Below are 17,219 nucleotides of genomic sequence, written 5' to 3'. Positions count from 1 at the left end.
TGCGTGTGATCCGCACCCCGCTCCAGACGTTTCCCGAGAGTTGTATGTCCGACAAGGTTGTCACCCGTTTTGCCCCCTCGCCCACCGGCTACCTGCACATCGGCGGCGCGCGTACGGCGCTCTTCAACTGGCTCTACGCCAAGCACACCGGCGGTACGATGCTGCTGCGCATCGAGGACACCGACCGCGAGCGCTCCACCGATGCGGCGACAGCAGCCATTCTCGAAGGACTGACTTGGCTCGGCCTCACCTGGGACGGCGACGCCGTCTCGCAGTTCGAGCGCGCGCCGCGCCATCGCGAGGTGGCCGAGGAGCTGGTGCGCATGGGCAAGGCTTACTACAGCTACGAGACCCCTGCCGAGCTTGAGGCAATGCGCGATGCGGCGCGGGTCAAGGGCCTGCCGCCGCGCTATGACGGAAGCTGGCGTGACCGCGACCCTTCGCAGGCGCCTCCTGGCGTCAAGGGCGCGATCCGCATCAAGGCGCCGACCAAAGGCGAGACGGTGGTGCATGACCATGTCCAGGGCGACGTGCGCTTTCCCAACAAGGATCTGGACGACTTCATCATCCTGCGCTCGGACGGCAATCCGACCTACATGCATGCCGTCGTCGTTGACGACCACGACATGGGCGTCACCCACATCATCCGTGGCGACGACCACCTGACCAATGCCGCCCGCCAGACCGTGATCTACAACGCCATGGGCTGGGATGTGCCTTCAATGTCGCACATACCGCTGATCCACGGCGCCGACGGCGCCAAGCTGTCGAAGCGGCACGGCGCGCTGGGCGTGGAGGCCTACCGCGCCATGGGCTACCTGCCCGAAGCGCTGTTGAACTATCTGGCTCGGCTCGGCTGGAGCCACGGCGACGACGAGATCATGTCGATCCAGGACATGATCGCCTGGTTCGATATCGGCGATGTGAACAAGGGCGCCGCCCGCTTCGATTTCGCCAAGCTGGAGGCGCTAAACGGCGTCCACATGCGCCGCATGGGCGATGCCGAGCTGTTCGACATCTTCATCGCCACCTTGCCCTATCTCGAGGGCGGCCCGGCAATGGCCGCACGCCTCGACGACCGGAACAGGGCACAGTTGCTGGCAGCGTTGCCGGGGCTGAAGGAGCGCGCCAAGACGCTGGTCGAGCTTGTCGATGGCGCCGCCTTCCTGTTTGCCGCGCGGCCACTGCCGATCGACGAGAAGGCAGCCCTGCTGCTCAATGACGATGCGCGCAAGGTCCTGCGTGGCGCTCACGACGCCCTCGAGGCGGTTTCAGGCGACTGGACGGCGGCCTCGGCTGAAGCCGCGATCCGCGACTATGCGACGGCCGGCGGCTACAAGCTCGGCGCCGTCGCCCAGCCCTTGCGCGCCGCCTTGACCGGCAAGAGCACCTCGCCCGGCGTCTTCGACGTTCTCGCCGTGCTTGGTCGCGAGGAGAGCTTGGCGCGCATCGCCGATCAAATCGATTAGGAGCAATCTGGCCCAAGAAGATTGGCATTGAAAGGCGCGTTTCGCAGTGCAACATTGAGCCTTGGCCCAATCTGGCACGCACTTCCTAAAATGCGGTCGCGAATACGCGCATTCGGTGACTTCGACGTGTCGCTTTGCAGAATTTGCCTTTGCCGGCATGAGGAAACAAGAAGGAGTTTGCAATGACCGAAGCTGCGACAAGACGGGAACTGGGCGGCAAGACCCAGGAAGCCACGGCAAAGCTGGAATTCGCCGGCAAGACGCACGAATTCAAGGTGCGAAGTGGTTCAGTCGGGCCTGACGTCATCGACATCGCCACGCTGTACAGCACCACCGGCGCCTTCACCTACGATCCCGGCTTCACCTCGACGGCAAGCTGCGAGTCCGAGATCACGTTCATCGATGGCGACGCCGGCATTCTCCTGCATCGCGGCTATCCGATCGACCAGTTGGCCGAACATGGCGACTTCCTGGAAGTCTGCTATCTCCTGCTCTACGGCGAACTGCCGACCAAGGCGCAGAAGGACGATTTCGATTACCGCGTGACGCGCCACACCATGGTGCATGAGCAGATGTCGCGCTTCTTCACCGGCTTCCGCCGCGACGCGCATCCGATGGCGGTGATGTGCGGCGTGGTCGGCGCGCTGTCGGCCTTCTATCACGACTCCACCGACATCTCGGATCCTTACCAGCGCATGGTGGCGTCGATGCGGTTGATCGCCAAGATGCCGACGATCGCGGCCATGGCCTACAAATACCATATCGGCCAGCCCTTCATTTACCCGAAGAACGAACTGAATTTCGCCGCCAACTTCCTACACATGTGCTTTGCCGTGCCGTGCGAGGAATACAAAATTAATCCGGTCCTGGCGCGCGCCATGGAGCGCATCTTCATCCTGCACGCCGACCACGAGCAGAACGCTTCGACCTCTACCGTGCGGCTCGCCGGCTCGTCTGGCGCCAATCCGTTCGCCTGCATCGCCGCCGGCATCGCCTGCCTGTGGGGCCCGGCGCATGGCGGCGCCAACGAAGCGGCGCTGAACATGCTGGGCGAGATCGGCCATGTCGATCACATTCCGGAATTCATCGCCCGCGCCAAGGACAAGGACGATCCGTTCCGGCTGATGGGCTTTGGCCACCGCGTCTACAAGAACTACGATCCGCGCGCCAAGATCATGCAGAAGACCGCGCATGAGGTGCTGGGCGAACTCGGCATCAAGGACGATCCGCTGCTCGACATCGCCATGGAACTGGAGAAGATCGCACTCACCGATCCCTATTTCATCGAGAAGAAGCTCTACCCCAATGTCGACTTCTATTCCGGCATCACGCTGAAGGCGCTGGGCTTCCCCACCACCATGTTCACCGTGCTGTTCGCCGTCGCCCGCACCGTCGGCTGGATCGCGCAGTGGAAGGAGATGATTGAGGATCCGCGCCAGAAGATCGGCCGCCCCCGCCAGCTCTACACCGGCGCGCCGGAGCGAGACTATGTGCCGATCGCGAAGCGGTAAAAAGGAAGAAGTGAATAAGTGAGTAGTCAGTAGTCAGTAGGGAAAGAGCGGTAATCCTACTCACTACTCACTACTCACTACTCACTACTCACTACTCACTCTCTTGATATACCCCATCACCACCTGCGCGGCGATGTCGCCTGACGGCTTGGCGGTTGTCATGCGCCGCGCGATCTCGGCGAACCCGTCCTTCTGCCATCTGCGCATGCCTGTGTCGGCGAACAGCGCTTCGAGTTGGCGGGCCAGATTGTTCGGCTTGACATACTCGTTGTAGAATTCCGGGATCAGCGCCCGATCCGATATCAGATTGGGTAGCAGCGCCGACCAGACCGAAACGAGATATGGCGCCACGATGCGCGCAACAGGGTCAAGCCGGTAGCAGGAGATCATCGGCACATCGGACAGCGCCAGTTCAAGCGAAACCGTGCCGGACGCGATCAGCGCCGCGTCAGCCTTGCCGAAGGCCTGCCACTTTCGCTCAGGGTCGAGGATGATCTCGGGCTTCTCGTCCCAGCGAGCGACCGCCGAGCGCACGACATCGGCGACATGCGGCACGGTCGGCAACATCAGCCGCAGGCGATGCCCGCGTGCCCGCAGCATCGAAACGGTCTCCCCAAACGGCTCGAGCAGCCGCCGCACTTCGCTGCGCCGCGAGCCGGGCAGCACAAGCAGCGTCTTCACGCGATCCGGCGAAAGATCCCGCGGCTGCGCCTGCGCCCTCGCCGCAGAGAGCACGCCCGCGTCATGGGTGAGGCGATGTCCGACATAGGTCCCTGGCGGTCCGCCGAGCCTGCCTAGCTCCTTCACCTCGAACGGCAGGATGCAGAGGATGTGGTCGACATAGGGCTTCATCGCCACCGCCCTGCCCGGCCGCCATGCCCAGACGCTGGGACAGACATAGTGGATAATCGGGATGGACGGGTTGGCCGCGCGCACTTTCCTGGCCACGCGCAGCGAAAAGTCGGGGCTGTCGATGGTGATGAGGCAGTCGGGCTTCGCATCCGCGACCGTGCTGGCCAGCTGGCCGATCCGCCGCATCAGCCGCGGCAGGTCACACAAGATGGCGCTGAAGCCCATGAGGGCGATCTCTCCGGCGTCGAACGGCGAAACCAGCCCGAGCGCCTGCAGATGGCGGCCGCCGAGACCGACGATCTGCACCTCGCGCCCCGTCGACTGCTTGATCGAGCGCACGATGTCGGCGCCAAGCAGGTCGCCGGATTCCTCGCCGGCCACGATTGCGATCTTCAGCGCCTTGTCAGCCATGCGCCGGCTCCGCCGCTGGCAGGCCGACGATGAACAGACCGAGCGCGTTCGCCCGCGACAGCGTTGCCGGCCCTTCCAGGATCAGCGAGCGCCCCGCTTCGACGGCAATGCCGGCAAGCCCCGCCGCATACGCTGCTTCCACCGTTTGCGGCCCTATCGACGGCAGGTCGGCCCGCAGCTCCTGGCCGGGTTTGGCGCATTTGACCAGCACTCCGCGGGTCTTTCCGGCAAGCCTGCCATGGCCGCGCAGCGCGCGCGCTCTTTCGAGCAGGCCGCTCGTGCCCTCAATGCCTTCCAGCGCGATGGCCCGGCCTCCGATCGCAATCGCCGCCTGCCCGATATCAAGCGCGCCGATGGCCTTGGCGGCCAGCCTGGCCGCCTCGATGTCGCGCCAGTCCGATTGCTTTGGTTTCGCAGCGGTCAGCGTGCCTTCGCCGGCGGCCAGTTCGGGAACGACCTCATGCGCGCCGACCACTTTGATGCCCCGCTTCTCCAGGCCGCGTGTCACCACCTTCAAAAGTCCATCATCGCCGCGCGCCAGCGCCATGATCACCGACGGCACGATCGCCAGCAAGCCAGGGCTCAGGCGGATGTCGGTCAGCCGGGGCCGGCGTCTGATTTCGCCGGCAAGGATCACATGAGTGATGCCGTGGCGCTTCAGCGTCGCCACCAGTGAACCGATCTGCTCGAGGGCAAGGCTGCCGTGCTCGTATCGCAGCAACTCCTGCCGGCGATCGGCCTCGCCTTCCATCAAGAGGATGAAGGGCGGGTAGCCATGCGCGGCCAGGCCTTGAGCGACTTCCACCGGCAGGCTGCCGCCACCGGCGATGATGCCGACCCTGGCCCCCGGCGAGAGAACGAAATCCGCTGCCGCCGCCTCAGTCTTCGTCATCGCCGTCATCGCCATCGCTCCCCTTGAGCGATGGCACAGCATAGTGCCGCTTGCCGCGACTGGAGATGAAATCGATGATCTTCATGGCGGTCGGTGACGTGGCGAATTCCGCCTTGGCGAATTCGATGTTCTCGCCAACGGTGCGCGAGCGGTCGAATATTGTCTTATAGACCCTGCGCAGCAGATAGATCTCGGATCTTGGCAGACCGGAGCGCTTGAGCCCGATGATGTTGAGGCCGCGCAGGCTGGCCCGATTTCCCGCCGCCATGGCATAGGGAATGACATCACCCACAAAAGCCGAGCACCCGCCAAGAAAAGCGTTGTCGCCTACCCGCACGAATTGATGAACGGCGCTGAGACCGCCGATATAGACGTTGTCGCCGATTTCGCAGTGTCCGCCCAGCGTCGCGCCGTTGGCGAAGGTGGCGTTCTTGCCGACGACGCAGTCATGGGCGATGTGGGCGTAGGCGAGAAAATTCCCATTGTCGCCGACCGTCGTTTCGCCGCGGCTGGTATCGGTGCCGACATGCATGGTGACGCCTTCGCGGATCGTGCAGTTCTCGCCGATGACGAGCGTGGTGCGGCCGCCCTTGTGCTTGGTGTTCTGCGGCGGCCCGCCCAGTATCGCCATCGGATAGACCTTGGTCGACGCGCCGATCGTCGTCGCGCCTATCACCGAGACATGGCTGACCAGTTCAACGCCGTCGCCAATCACGGCATCTGCGCCGACATAACAGAGCGGTCCTATGCGGACGCCTTGGCCGATTTGAGCGCCTTCCTCCACGACGGAGGAAGGATGGATGGATGTCTTGATTTTCATAAGCATTCGATTGTCAGTCGCCGGTGACCATCATGGCTGAGATCTCAGCCTCGGCGGCCTTGTTGCCGTCGACCAGGGCTTCACAGGCGAATTTGAGCAGGTTGCCGCGTTTCTTGATTTTCTTGACATGGATCTTCAACTGATCGCCGGGAACGACCGGTTTGCGGAACTTGGCGTTGTCGATGGTCAGGAAATAGACCAGCGACGGCTTTTCAGTGCGAAGACTGCGGATGCAGATGGCCCCGGCAGTCTGTGCCATCGCCTCGACGATGAGCACGCCCGGCATGACCGGCTGCTCGGGGAAGTGACCCTGAAAATGCGGCTCGTTTATGGTCACGTTCTTGATGCCGGTGGCGGATTCGTCGCCATCAATGTCGACGATGCGGTCGATCATCAGGAACGGATAGCGATGCGGCAGGAGCTTCATCAGCCCCAATATGTCGACTGCTTCCAGCGTCGTCCCGGTGATGTCAGCCATTGCTCCCCTCGCCCTGTTTGCGGGTCCTGGCGAGCTTGCGCAGCATGGCTATCTCGCGCATGGCTTCCGCCATCGGCTGTGCCGGATAGCCGCCCCAGATCTCGCCCGCGGGCACATTGCTCATGAATCCGCTTCTCGCGGCAAGCTTCGCGCCCGACCCTATGGTCAGGTGATCCGCAAGCCCGACGCCGCCGCCCATGGTGACATTGTCGCCCACGACGACGGAACCGGAGATACCCGAAAGTCCGGCCACGATGCAGTTGCGGCCGATGCGGACGTTATGCGCGATCTGCACGAGATTGTCGATCTTGGTGCCCTGGCCGATGATCGTATCGGACATGGCGCCGCGGTCGACCGTGGAATTGGAACCGATCTCGACGTCGTCCTGGATGATGACGCGGCCGATCTGCGGAACACGTTCCGGCCCCTTGGCGCCGGCAACGAAGCCAAAGCCGTCCTGGCCGATCCGGGCGCCGCCATGGATGATGACGCGGTTGCCGATCAAGGCATATTGGACGCTGGCGCCCGGGCCGATATAGCCGTCACGCCCGATCTGGCAGGAACGGCCGACGACGGCGTGAGGCGCGATGACGGTGCCGGCGCCTATGGACACCGCAGGACCGATCACCGCGCCGGCTTCGACGACGGCACCTTCCTCGACATGTGCGCTCGGATCGATATGGGCATGCGGCGAGATACCGGTTTCACCGGTCATTGGCCCCGGGGTCGCCGCCGTCGGAAACAGCAGTCGTCCGACCAGCGCGAATGCCTGTTGCGGACGGGGATGTACAAGGACGGCGATGGCGGCAGGCGCCTTGCCGGCGAACTCCGCCGGGCACAGCACAGCGGCAGCCCGCAGCGACGGCATCAGCACGGAATTGCGTTTGCCATCGACGAAAACGAGCGCATTCTCGCCGCCTTCGTTGGCAGGCGCCAGCGCGTCGATGAAAACGCCGGACTGGCCGGAATCGACAAGCACCGAGCCGGTCAGATTCGCGACTTCGCCCGCCGTATACCGGCGTGATGGCGCGAAGAACACCGGATCGGTCATTCCAGAAGCTATATCCAGCTAGATCGGAACATTTTCTCCCGGATCTCAACGACCCGGGAGCATCGTCATCCGCCGGTCAGAAGCGGGTCGATATGCCGAAGTTGAATTCCTGCACGTCGTCCCTCGCTTCCTTCTTGACCGGGATCGCATAGTCGATACGGATCGGACCGAACGGCGAAGCCCACATCAGGCCGACACCGACCGAGGCGCGCCATTTCATGCCCACGGATGATTGGTCAACCAAATCATTGGCAACCTTGCTGCCATAGAGTGTTGCCGCGTCTGCAAAGACCGCGCCGCGCAGACCGAAGCTTTCTGGAACGACCGGCAGCGGGAATTGAGCCTCTGCCGACGCGTTGAAATAAGTGGTGCCGCCAAGGTGGTCACCCGCACCGTCGCTGTCGACTGGGCCGATGCCGCCATAAGCGAAACCGCGGATCATGCGATCGGTGCTCTGGAAGTGATCGAAGATGCGCAGATCGCCGTCGCCGCCGTAGCCTTCGACATGGCCGGCGCCGCCCGAAATGAGGCCGACAAGATCGAACTGCTCGGACAGCGTCTGATAGACGCTGCCGCGTCCGGTGACCTTCACGAACTTGGCGTCGCCACCGAGGCCGGCCACTTCAACCGTGGAGGTGGCATAGATACCCTCATGCGGGTTCTTCATGTCGTCGATGGTGTTATAAACCAGTCCCAGACTGACCGACGACTTGATCCAAGGGCTTTGCTCGATGCCATCCAACACGGCTCTGGAAATGTCGCAGGTGCCGCTGGGATCTACATCGGTGGCATCGCAACCGTCGTCTACCTCATACTTCTCCCGGGAGATATTGTAGGCCAGCTGGGTCGAGATGCTGTCTGTGATCGGCAGGCCGAAGCGCACCGTCGCGCCCACAGTATCGCTGTCGTAGTCGTCGTATTCCCTGGTCCGCTTGTAGATGTCGAAGCCGGCGGCGATACGGCGCCCGAGGAAATAGGGCTCGGTGAACGAAAGGCTGTAATCGCGCGAGTTCTTGCCGCCACCCGCCGACACCTTGATGAACTGGCCGCGGCCGAGGAAGTTGCGCTCTGTGATCGATCCTTCGACGGACGGACCGGCGGTGTCGCCACCGGTCGAATAGCCGGCGCCGACAGAGAATTCACCGGTCGACTTTTCGACCACGTCGACCACCAGCACGACCTGGTCCGGCGCCGAACCGGGCACCGTCGAAACCTCGACTTTGTCAAAGTAATTGAGATCTTCCAGCCGCTTCTTCGCGCGCTGGATCAGCACTTGGTTGAACGCATCGCCTTCGCTGACGTCGAACTCGCGGCGGATGACATAGTCGCGCGTGCGGTCATTGCCGCGGATCTCGATGCGCTCGACATAGGCCTTGGTGCCCTGGTCGATGGTGTAGACCACCGAAATCGTATGATTCTCGAAATTGCGGTCGCCACGCGGCGTGACCTGCGCGAAGGCGTAGCCGGAGCCGGCCACCTTCTCAGTCAGGGCAATGATGGTGTCCTCGACGTTCTTGGCGTTGTAGACGTCGCCCTTGTGGGTCTCGACCACCGATTCCAGCGCCTTCGAGTCGACTTCCGGAATCGTGCTTTCGACGCTGATGTCGCCGAACGTATAACGCTCGCCTTCCTGGACGGTTATGGTGACCGTGTACTTGTTGGTCGCGTTGTCGAGTTCGCCGACAGCGGACACGACCTGGAAGTCGGCATAGCCGTGATTGTAGTAGAAGCGCCGCAGCAGCTCCTGGTCGGCGCGCAGCTTGTCGTCGTCATAGACGTCGTCGCGCAGGATGAACGAAACCCAGGACGAGCGCTTGGTCGTGATCACATCTGACAGGCGGCGGCTCGAATAAGCGCTGTTGCCGACGAAATTGATCGCCGCGATCTGCGTGCGATCACCTTCATTGACATGGAAGACCACGTTCACGCGGTTGTCGCCGAGCTGCATGACCTCGGTGGTCACGGCGGCATCGTCACGGCCGATACGCCTGTAGGCGGCCTTGACCGACTCTACATCGGCGTCGAGCGCCGCCTGCGAGAACGTGCCGCGCGGCTTCAACTGCACGGCAGCCGCAAGCGCGTTGTCCTTGAGCTTCTTGTTGCCCTGGAACAGCACCTGGTTGACGACCTGGTACTCGGAAACCTTGACCACCAACGTCGAACCGACCTGATTGATCTGCACATCCGAGAACAACCCGGTTCCGAAGAGCGCCTTGACCGCGCTGTCGATGTCGGAGCTGGAGAAGGATTTGCCCGGCTTGATGGTGATGTAATTGCGGATGGTATCGGCGTCGACACGTTGGTTGCCGCTCACCTCCACCCTGCTGACGACAGCGGCTTCGGCCGCCGATGTGGCAACGAACTGCACTGCGAGCGCACCTGGCACGACCAAAGCCGCGGACAGGGCTGCCGCGGAAGCGGCGCTCAAAAACTTGGATGCTGCCTTCATCGGGCTTAATAACCTTTTCTCGTAGTCCCCACGGCGAGAAAACCGGACGTGCGGTAATTTCTCGTACCGTATTAACCGGATTTTCCCTACACGCAAGGCTTCTGGTTAATTTGTATTTACTTAACCCTGGTGCGTGGCTTTCGCGTCACTCATATCCCCGTGCATGGTAAACGGCGTCTCAACATCGACCATCCCGAAGCCAAATTTCTTCATGATTTCAGCATCCAAACAGATCGTTCCAGAATACGAAACCCATGAAGCCCAAAACCAGAAGCAGACCGGCCCGATAGGCCATTTCCATCATCCGTTCCGACACCGGCCGGCGGATGACGGCCTCCACGCCGTAGAACAGGAGATGGCCGCCGTCGAGGGGGGGAATCGGCAAAAGATTGAGGATGCCGATGCCCACGGACAGCAGCGCAACGAGCTGCACGAGCCATTCGAAGCCGAGCTTCGCCGCCTTGCCGGCCATGTCCGCGATCTTCACCGGGCCGCCGAGCTGGCACTTGTCCTCGCGCCCGACGACGAAACGCTGCAGGAACTGGCCGGTGCGCTGGATGACGTGCCCGGTTTCCTCCACCGCCGCGGCCAACGCGCCGGCGGGGCTGTAGGTGATCAGCCTGGGCTGGCCGAGTTCCTGGTTGTTGACGACGCCGATCACGGCCACCTTGACCTTGTTGCCGAGCGCGTCCTGCTGCTCCATCAGCTGCGGCGTGGCGGTCACGGTCACTTCCTTGCCGTCGCGCAGCATGACGAAGGTGATGCTGTCGCCGGCCCGGCCCGAAACCAGGCGTTGGACGTCACCGAAGGTTTCGATCTTGCTGCCGTCGACGCTGACGAATCGGTCGCCGGGCAGGATGCCGGCTTTCGCCGCCGGGCTGCCGGCGGTCACCTCGGCCACCATGGGTTCCGCGACATAGCGGCCATAGGCTGAAAACAGCACCGAAAAGACGACGATCGTCAGCAGGAAATTGAACAGCGGCCCGGCCACCACCGTCGCCGCCCGCTTCCAGATCGGCTGGGTGTGAAAGGCGACCTTGCGTTCCTCGTCGGTCAGCGTTTCGATCTCTTCCGTCGACGGCTGGCTGGAGGTGGCGTTCATGTCGCCGACGAATTTGACATAGCCGCCAAGCGGTATGGCGCAGAGCTTCCAGCGCGTGCCGTGCCTGTCGTTGAAGCCGAAGAGTTCCGGGCCGAAACCGATCGAAAAGGCCCTGACGCCGATGCCGCACCAGCGGCCAACGAGATAGTGGCCCATCTCGTGGACGAACACGACCACGGTCAGCACGAACAGGAAGGGCACGAGCGTGCCGAGAAGGAAGCCTTCCATGCCGAAGATCGCGTGAAGAATCTCGTTCAACTCAAATCCTCAGTTCTTCCACGACACCGTTGCGCCGCGACTGTGACATCAATCCAGGCGAATCCAAGGCGCGCCCGCATCGATCGTGGAACGATGCCGTTCAAATGGGAAACAGCCCCTGTGCCGGCTGATCGGCGCCCGCCGAAATCCAGCCGATGACGTATAGGGCGAAAGCCGCCGCGACAAGCCCGTCGACACGGTCCATGACGCCGCCATGGCCCGGAATGAGCGCGCCCGAATCCTTGCGGCCGTGGCGGCGCTTGACCCAGGATTCCAGGAGGTCGCCAGCCTGGGAGACGATTGAAAGCGCGAGCGCGACGAGACCGAGCATTGGCAGGTTGCCCGCACCGGCGGCGACGGCCAGGATGAGCCCCGCAACGACCCCGCCCACGGCGCCGCCGAGCGCGCCACTTCGCGTCTTGCCGGGAGAGATGGACGGCGCCAGCCTCGGGCCACCGACGGCCCGGCCGACGAAATAGGCAAAGATGTCGGTCGCCCAGACCACCGCGAACAGGAACAGGATGGCGACGAGGCCGGAATGGTCGCCGTCACGCAGAAGCGCAAGGGAAAGACCCGAGACGGCTGCATAGGCAAGGCCGGAGGCATCCCACTGCCCGGCCCCGCGCAGTTGGGCGGCGATGGCCGTGACGGCGACCAGTGCAGCCACTAGAAGCAGCAGCCACAAGGCAGGCAGGCCGGTGATCAGGGCGCCGAGAAACACCAGCAGCAGCGCTTCCGGCAAAAAACCGAGCCCGGTCGTCCCGGAAGGGCGAGACATGCGCGTCCATTCGTAGAAGATCACCGCCGAAATCGCGGCTGAAAGCAGCCGGAACGGCAGGCCGCCGAACCAGGTCAGGCCAAGCGTCGCGATGGCAAGCACGACCGCCGAAAGAACGCGAAGCTGGAGATTGCTCATCCCGCGGCCGGCCGCGAAGCGGCATCTTGCGGATCCAGCCCGCCAAAACGGCGTTCGCGCCCGGCGAACTCGCGCAAGGCCTCGGCTAGATGCTCTCGGCTGAAATCGGGCCAATAGCAGGGCAGGAACACAAGCTCGCTATAGGCAGCCTGCCACAGAAGAAAATTGGAAAGGCGAAGCTCACCGCTGGTGCGTATGACCAGTTCGGGATCGGGAACGCCTTGCGTGTCGAGGCAGCCGGCAAAGGATTCGGCGGTGATCGCCTCGCTGTCGAGCTCGCCGCGCGCGACGGCCGAGGCAAGCTTGCGCGCCGTGCGCACGATCTCGTCGCGTCCGCCGTAGTTGAAGGCGATGATCAGCGTCAGCGCCTCGTTGGCCGACGTCAGCGCTTCGGCTTCTTCGAGCAGGAGCCTGATATCGGGCTGCAGCCCTGCCCTGTCGCCGATGATCCTGACGCGCACGCCGCTGCGGTGCAGTTCGGCGAGATCGCGGCGAATGAACAGCTTCAACAGGCCCATCAGGTCGCTGACTTCGGATTTCGGCCGCGACCAGTTTTCCGAAGAGAAGGCATAGACAGTCAGGTAGGAAATGCCGAGATCGGGCGCGGCGCGCACCGTCTTGCGCAGTGCTTCTACGCCCGCGCGATGGCCGGCGAGCCGCGGCATGCCGCGCGCCTTGGCCCAGCGTCCGTTTCCATCCATGATGATCGCGACATGCGCGGGCGTTGCCATGATCTCGCTTTCGGGCCAGCCGCCGGCCAGACCCTAAACCTGCATGATTTCAGCTTCCTTGTCGGAAAGCAGGTGGTCGATGGTGCTGATCGTTTCGTCGGTAAGCTTCTGGACTTGGTCGGAGCGCTTGCGCTGATCGTCCTCGCTGATAACGCCGTCCTTCTCCGCCTTCTTCAGGAAGTCCATGCCGTCGCGGCGCACATGGCGCGCGGCGACACGGGCGTTCTCGGCGTAGCCATGCGAGATCTTGACGAGTTCCTTGCGGCGCTGCTCGTTGAGTTCCGGAAGCGGAATCCTGAGATTGGTGCCGTCCACGATAGGGTTGAAGCCCAGATTGGATTCGCGGATGGCGCGATCGACCGCGCCCACCATCGACTTGTCCCAGACCGACACCGAAATCATGCGCGGCTCAGGCACCGTGACATTGGCCACCTGGTTGATCGGCATGCTGGTGCCATAGGCCTGCACCTGGATAGCGTCGAGCAGGTTGCTGGAAGCGCGACCGGTCCGCAGCGAAGCCAGGTCATGCTTGAACGCGGCGATTGCCCCATCCATGCGCCGCTTGAGATCGTCGTACTCACCACTCATCTTAGTCTCCTCGACCCGTCTGACGCGGGTTCACTGCTTTCGGGGCAAGGCCCCGTATTCGAGCCTGATTTCGAAACCGGTTTTCGCCTTTTCCGCGATCAGGCCCCGGATCAATCGTCCGCGACGACCGTGCAGCGGCCGCCGCCCCTTAGAATATCGCCGAAACCACCTTTTTCGTGGATCGAATAGACGATTATCGGAATGTTGTTTTCGCGCGCAAGTGCAATCGCTGCCGTATCCATGATGGAAAGGCCGCGATTTATCACTTCGGCATGGCTGATGCGCTCGAAACGCGTCGCGTTCGGGTCCTTCTTCGGGTCGGCAGAATAGACGCCGTCGACCTGTGTGCCCTTGAACAGCGCGTCGGCGCCGATTTCAGCGGCGCGAAGTGCCGCGGCCGAATCAGTGGTGAAGAACGGATTGCCGGTGCCGCCGGCAAAGATCACCACCTTGCCCTGGTTCATGTAGGCGGTTGCCTGGCGCTGCGAAAAGCTCTCGCAAAGCTCAGGCATGGCGATCGCGGAAAGAACCACCGCATCGACGCCGATCTTGTTCAGCGAGGTGCGCAGCGCCAGCGAATTGATGACGGTGGCGAGCATACCCATATGGTCGCCGGTGACGCGGTCGCCACCCTTGGAGGCAACCGCCACACCGCGAAAGATATTGCCGCCGCCGATGACGACGCCAACCTCGATGCCGAGCGCGCGGGCTTCGGCGATGTCGCCGGCGATGCGGTCGACGACCGAGACGTCGATGCCGAAATGCTGTTCGCCCATCAACGCTTCACCAGACGCTTTCAGCAAGACACGTCGGTAGAAGGGCTTCACCGTCATCTGGTCCTCGAAAATCTCGGCGCGGCAAATCAGGAGGCGAAACTGCCCCGCTTCGCCTGGCGGCGCTGGCATGATGGTTCGACCCGATACACGAAGGGCGCGGCGATGTCACGCCGCGCCCTTGCGCAAAATCCCAGGCTTTTTCGATCAGTTGCTGCTGATGCTGACCGCCTCGCCTTCCACCAGAACCTGCGGCGAATAGCCGGAGGGCTTGTCGCCGGTCACGACACCGCCGGCCACCCTGACCTGGATCTCGGGCCCGAAATAGGAATGCGGGAACGGCGCCGGCATGCTGCTCACCGAATCCAGCCGCTTGCGGAGTTCGGGGGCAATCGAAAAATCCAGCGCCGCGAGGTTGTCCTGCAGTTGCGCGAGCTTGGTCGCGCCCAGGATGACGGTTGCGACGCCGGGCTGCGTCGCCACCCAGTTGAGTGCCACCTGGGCCATGCTGCGGCCGAGTTCGGCGGCCACCTTTTCGAGCTCGGCCACGATCGCCCAATTGCGGTCGCTGAATTTCCGGAAGCTCGGATGCGTGGTGTTGCGGAAACCGTCGAGCCGGCCGGCATTGCCGGCTTGCGTCGGGCGATATTTGCCGCTGAGCAAGCCGCTGGCCAGCGGGCTCCAAACCATGACGCCGGCGCCATGATGCGTGGCGAAAGGCACGAACTCATGCTCGATCGAGCGTTCGGCCAGCGAATATTCGAGCTGCAGGGCCGAGATCGGCTCATAGCAGCGCAATTCTGCGATCGCCTGCGCCCGCCCCGCATACCAGGCCGGCACATCGGAAAGGCCGACGTGGCGCACCTTGCCCGCGCGCACCAGGTCGTCCAGCGTGCGCAGCACCTCCTCGGCCGGCGTCAGCCTGTCCCACACATGCATGAGATAGAGGTCGATATAGTCGGTTCCGAGCCGCTTCAGAGAGGCGTCCACGGCGCGCATTATGTTCTTGCGGCCATTGCCGCCGGCGTTCGGATTGCCCGGTTCTGAATTGAAGGTGAATTTAGTGGCGATCACCGCCTTGTCGCGCAATCCGCGCTCGGCGACGAATTCGCCGAGCCAGGTCTCGGCGGTGCCGCCGGTATAGAGATCGGCCGTGTCGAAGAAATTGCCGCCCGCCTCGACATATTCGTCGAAGATTGCGCGGGCTGTATCCCTATCAGTGCCCCAGCCTAATTCGGTGCCGAAGGTCATGGTGCCCAGCGCCAACCGGCTGACGCGCAAGCCGCTGTTGCCAAGCGTGTAGTAGTTCATGGTCATGATATTCTCCGATCGAGTTTGATGTTGGGTTATTGGCCGGGTGTCGTCTTGACCCAGGGATTGCCGCGCTCATGGGTCACGCGGAAGGTGAAGCCGTCGACCTTCCAACCCGCGCCGGAGCGGGTCAGGTGGTGCTCATATGTGCCCCAGACTTCCCAAAGCGGCTCGCCATTGCCTTCCATCCGGTTCCAGGCATAGCCGTTCGACAGGACGGTCGCCGTGTCCGCTTCGAGAACGACTTGGTGATTGGTGCGCAGATGCAGGCTGGTCTTGCCGCCCTTGAGGTTGCCGGCCCAGGCGCCGATCAGGTCGTCGGAGGCAATATTGGCCGCCGGCTGTCCGGACAGGCTGCTGAAATCAGCGGTAACCCGATCCGCGAAATAGCTGCGGACAAGCTTCCAGTCCTGCGCGTCGACGGCGCGGTCGATGGCATCGGCGATGCGGATGACCGCGCGCTCGTCGGCAAGCACCTGCCATCCGGCCGGTTCGGCGCCACCGGCATCGATCGGCGCCAGCGCCAATCCTGCGGCGAGGGTCATATGTCTCAAAGCACTCATGGTTCGTCTCCTGGAAGTCAGCCCGCCGCCGATGTATCGAGGACAATGTGGATCAATGCTCCGCCATCGATAAGATTGCATTGTTCGCAAAGACTATGCGATATCATTCATGAATGGACCGGGACCTGCTCACCCACCTGCCCGTCATCGTTGCCGTGGCGCGACGCGGCGGCTTCGCGCTTGCCGCGGCCGAGCTCGGCATGAGCCCGTCGGCGGTCAGCCATGCGGTGCGGCTGGTGGAAGAACGCATCGGCCAGCCGCTGTTTGCGCGCACGACACGTAGCGTCTCGCTGACAGAAGCCGGCAAGGCATTGGTGGAGACGGCGGGCCCTGCCCTTCAGGACATCGCGGAGCGGATGGACCGCATCCGCGGCGTCAAGGGACGGCCTTCCGGTCTGCTCAGGATCAATGCCTCCAACATCGCGATCCCTTTGGCGGTGACGCCTGTGATCGCAGCCATGGCCGATCGCTATCCGGATGTGACGGTCGAGGTTTTCGCCGATCAAGCCCTGGTCGATATCGTCGGGGAAGGTTTTGACGCCGGCATTAGGCTGGGCGAGATGATCGCGCAGGACATGACCGCCATACGGCTGACGCAGCCCTTCAAGGCCGCGCTCGTCGCCTCGCCGGACTATATCGGAAGGCACGGCCGTCCCTGCGACGTGGCCGACCTCGCGAACCATAATTGCATAGGCTACAGGCTTGTCCGCTCCGGCGCGTTCTATCGCTGGGATCTGAACGACAATGGCAAGGAGGTCGTCGTCGAGACGCGTGGCACGGCCGTCGTGACCGATTCGCTGGCGGCGATCGATCTTGCGCTTGCAGGGGTCGGGCTCGCCTATGTGTTCGAGCCGCTTGTACGCGCCGATCTTGCCGCAGGACGCCTCGTCCAGGTCCTGCCAAAGACGGCAATCGAGGAGCCCGGCCTTTTCCTTTACTTTCCGCGCCGGGCTTCGATGGCGCCGAAGCTGAGGGCCTTCATCGACGCCGCACAAGAAATCGGCCGGGCATCCATGCGGACACCCGGCCGAGTTGCCTGAGCCG

At 63.1% G+C, this 17,219-nt stretch carries 16 protein-coding genes; 3 read left to right on the top strand and 13 right to left on the bottom strand.

All coding sequences use genetic code 11. The features are described from left to right. The first annotated feature begins 44 nt into the window (after positions 1 to 44). Both gltX and gltA read left to right on the top strand, forming a co-directional pair. A complete protein-coding gene (gene gltX / locus FJ426_RS10490) occupies positions 45 to 1,469 on the top strand; it encodes a glutamate--tRNA ligase (RefSeq protein WP_140560950.1) in 1,425 nt (474 codons plus the stop codon). A gap of 182 nt (positions 1,470 to 1,651) precedes the next feature. Continuing rightward, positions 1,652 to 2,980 (top strand): citrate synthase, encoded by a 1,329-nt coding sequence (gene gltA / locus FJ426_RS10485; RefSeq protein WP_140498678.1) that lies wholly within the window; start codon positions 1,652 to 1,654, stop codon positions 2,978 to 2,980. 84 nt (positions 2,981 to 3,064) lie between these two features. Here gltA and lpxB read toward each other — a convergent pair whose 3' ends face one another. The 13 genes from lpxB to FJ426_RS10420 form a co-directional block, all read right to left on the bottom strand. After that, positions 3,065 to 4,243: a lipid-A-disaccharide synthase gene (lpxB, locus tag FJ426_RS10480; protein ID WP_140560949.1), complete on the bottom strand. Its 1,179-nt coding sequence runs from the start codon at positions 4,241 to 4,243 to the stop codon at positions 3,065 to 3,067. Then, a complete protein-coding gene (locus FJ426_RS10475; RefSeq protein ID WP_140560948.1) occupies positions 4,236 to 5,150 on the bottom strand; it encodes an LpxI family protein in 915 nt (304 codons plus the stop codon). Before FJ426_RS10475 ends, lpxB begins: the two co-directional genes overlap by 8 nt. Next, a complete protein-coding gene (gene lpxA, locus FJ426_RS10470; protein ID WP_140498684.1) occupies positions 5,122 to 5,955 on the bottom strand; it encodes an acyl-ACP--UDP-N-acetylglucosamine O-acyltransferase in 834 nt (277 codons plus the stop codon). Before lpxA ends, FJ426_RS10475 begins: the two co-directional genes overlap by 29 nt. A gap of 13 nt (positions 5,956 to 5,968) precedes the next feature. After that, positions 5,969 to 6,433: a 3-hydroxyacyl-ACP dehydratase FabZ gene (gene fabZ / locus FJ426_RS10465; protein WP_140498686.1), complete on the bottom strand. Its 465-nt coding sequence runs from the start codon at positions 6,431 to 6,433 to the stop codon at positions 5,969 to 5,971. After that, on the bottom strand, positions 6,426 to 7,484 hold the full coding sequence (gene lpxD / locus FJ426_RS10460; protein WP_140498688.1) for a UDP-3-O-(3-hydroxymyristoyl)glucosamine N-acyltransferase: 1,059 nt from the start codon (positions 7,482 to 7,484) through the stop codon (positions 6,426 to 6,428). Before lpxD ends, fabZ begins: the two co-directional genes overlap by 8 nt. 76 nt (positions 7,485 to 7,560) lie before the next feature. Further along, a complete protein-coding gene (bamA, locus tag FJ426_RS10455) occupies positions 7,561 to 9,933 on the bottom strand; it encodes an outer membrane protein assembly factor BamA (RefSeq protein WP_140560947.1) in 2,373 nt (790 codons plus the stop codon). Between the two features lie 217 nt (positions 9,934 to 10,150). After that, the gene (rseP, locus tag FJ426_RS10450; RefSeq protein WP_140498692.1) at positions 10,151 to 11,293 is read right to left on the bottom strand and encodes an RIP metalloprotease RseP; all 1,143 of its coding nucleotides are present in this window, start codon (positions 11,291 to 11,293) and stop codon (positions 10,151 to 10,153) included. Between the two features lie 100 nt (positions 11,294 to 11,393). Next, positions 11,394 to 12,209: a phosphatidate cytidylyltransferase gene (locus FJ426_RS10445; RefSeq protein WP_140498694.1), complete on the bottom strand. Its 816-nt coding sequence runs from the start codon at positions 12,207 to 12,209 to the stop codon at positions 11,394 to 11,396. Beyond that, a complete protein-coding gene (locus FJ426_RS10440) occupies positions 12,206 to 12,940 on the bottom strand; it encodes an isoprenyl transferase (protein ID WP_140560946.1) in 735 nt (244 codons plus the stop codon). The genes FJ426_RS10445 and FJ426_RS10440 overlap by 4 nt, the downstream gene beginning before the upstream one ends. A 33-nt stretch (positions 12,941 to 12,973) precedes the next feature. Next, a complete protein-coding gene (gene frr / locus FJ426_RS10435; RefSeq protein WP_140498698.1) occupies positions 12,974 to 13,528 on the bottom strand; it encodes a ribosome recycling factor in 555 nt (184 codons plus the stop codon). Positions 13,529 to 13,638: 110 nt separating this feature from the next. Then, positions 13,639 to 14,361 carry a UMP kinase gene (gene pyrH, locus FJ426_RS10430; protein WP_140560967.1) on the bottom strand — a complete coding sequence of 241 codons (723 nt, stop codon included), beginning with the start codon at positions 14,359 to 14,361 and terminating at the stop codon, positions 13,639 to 13,641. A gap of 147 nt (positions 14,362 to 14,508) precedes the next feature. Beyond that, positions 14,509 to 15,618, bottom strand: coding sequence for an aldo/keto reductase (locus FJ426_RS10425; protein ID WP_140498700.1), 1,110 nt, complete (start codon positions 15,616 to 15,618; stop codon positions 14,509 to 14,511). Between the two features lie 29 nt (positions 15,619 to 15,647). Beyond that, positions 15,648 to 16,175, bottom strand: a complete 528-nt coding sequence (locus tag FJ426_RS10420; protein WP_140560945.1) for a nuclear transport factor 2 family protein — start codon at positions 16,173 to 16,175, stop codon at positions 15,648 to 15,650. A gap of 113 nt (positions 16,176 to 16,288) precedes the next feature. On the opposite strand from FJ426_RS10420, the gene FJ426_RS10415 reads away from it, so the two are divergent. Further along, a complete protein-coding gene (locus tag FJ426_RS10415) occupies positions 16,289 to 17,215 on the top strand; it encodes a LysR family transcriptional regulator (RefSeq protein ID WP_140560944.1) in 927 nt (308 codons plus the stop codon). Positions 17,216 to 17,219: the final 4 nt, after the last annotated feature.

This window comes from Mesorhizobium sp. B2-6-4 (assembly GCF_006441495.1).
GTDB lineage: Bacteria > Pseudomonadota > Alphaproteobacteria > Rhizobiales > Rhizobiaceae > Mesorhizobium.
Note: the sequence above shows the minus strand (reverse complement) of the source record. Positions and strands in the feature narration are given on the sequence as shown.

Excerpts from the sequence above, each read along its gene's own strand:
- FJ426_RS10420 (WP_140560945.1), bottom strand. The coding sequence starts at position 16,175 with ATGAGTGCTTTGAGACATATGACCCTCGCCGCAGGATTGGCGCTGGCG.
- bamA (WP_140560947.1), bottom strand. The coding sequence starts at position 9,933 with ATGAAGGCAGCATCCAAGTTTTTGAGCGCCGCTTCCGCGGCAGCCCTG.
- lpxB (WP_140560949.1), bottom strand. The coding sequence starts at position 4,243 with ATGGCTGACAAGGCGCTGAAGATCGCAATCGTGGCCGGCGAGGAATCC.
- pyrH (WP_140560967.1), bottom strand. The coding sequence starts at position 14,361 with ATGACGGTGAAGCCCTTCTACCGACGTGTCTTGCTGAAAGCGTCTGGT.
- gltX (WP_140560950.1), top strand. The coding sequence starts at position 45 with ATGTCCGACAAGGTTGTCACCCGTTTTGCCCCCTCGCCCACCGGCTAC.
- FJ426_RS10425 (WP_140498700.1), bottom strand. The coding sequence starts at position 15,618 with ATGACCATGAACTACTACACGCTTGGCAACAGCGGCTTGCGCGTCAGC.
- FJ426_RS10475 (WP_140560948.1), bottom strand. The coding sequence starts at position 5,150 with ATGGCGATGACGGCGATGACGAAGACTGAGGCGGCGGCAGCGGATTTC.
- FJ426_RS10440 (WP_140560946.1), bottom strand. The coding sequence starts at position 12,940 with ATGGCAACGCCCGCGCATGTCGCGATCATCATGGATGGAAACGGACGC.
- FJ426_RS10415 (WP_140560944.1), top strand. The coding sequence starts at position 16,289 with ATGGACCGGGACCTGCTCACCCACCTGCCCGTCATCGTTGCCGTGGCG.
- fabZ (WP_140498686.1), bottom strand. The coding sequence starts at position 6,433 with ATGGCTGACATCACCGGGACGACGCTGGAAGCAGTCGACATATTGGGG.
- lpxD (WP_140498688.1), bottom strand. The coding sequence starts at position 7,484 with ATGACCGATCCGGTGTTCTTCGCGCCATCACGCCGGTATACGGCGGGC.
- frr (WP_140498698.1), bottom strand. The coding sequence starts at position 13,528 with ATGAGTGGTGAGTACGACGATCTCAAGCGGCGCATGGATGGGGCAATC.
- gltA (WP_140498678.1), top strand. The coding sequence starts at position 1,652 with ATGACCGAAGCTGCGACAAGACGGGAACTGGGCGGCAAGACCCAGGAA.
- FJ426_RS10445 (WP_140498694.1), bottom strand. The coding sequence starts at position 12,209 with ATGAGCAATCTCCAGCTTCGCGTTCTTTCGGCGGTCGTGCTTGCCATC.
- lpxA (WP_140498684.1), bottom strand. The coding sequence starts at position 5,955 with ATGAAAATCAAGACATCCATCCATCCTTCCTCCGTCGTGGAGGAAGGC.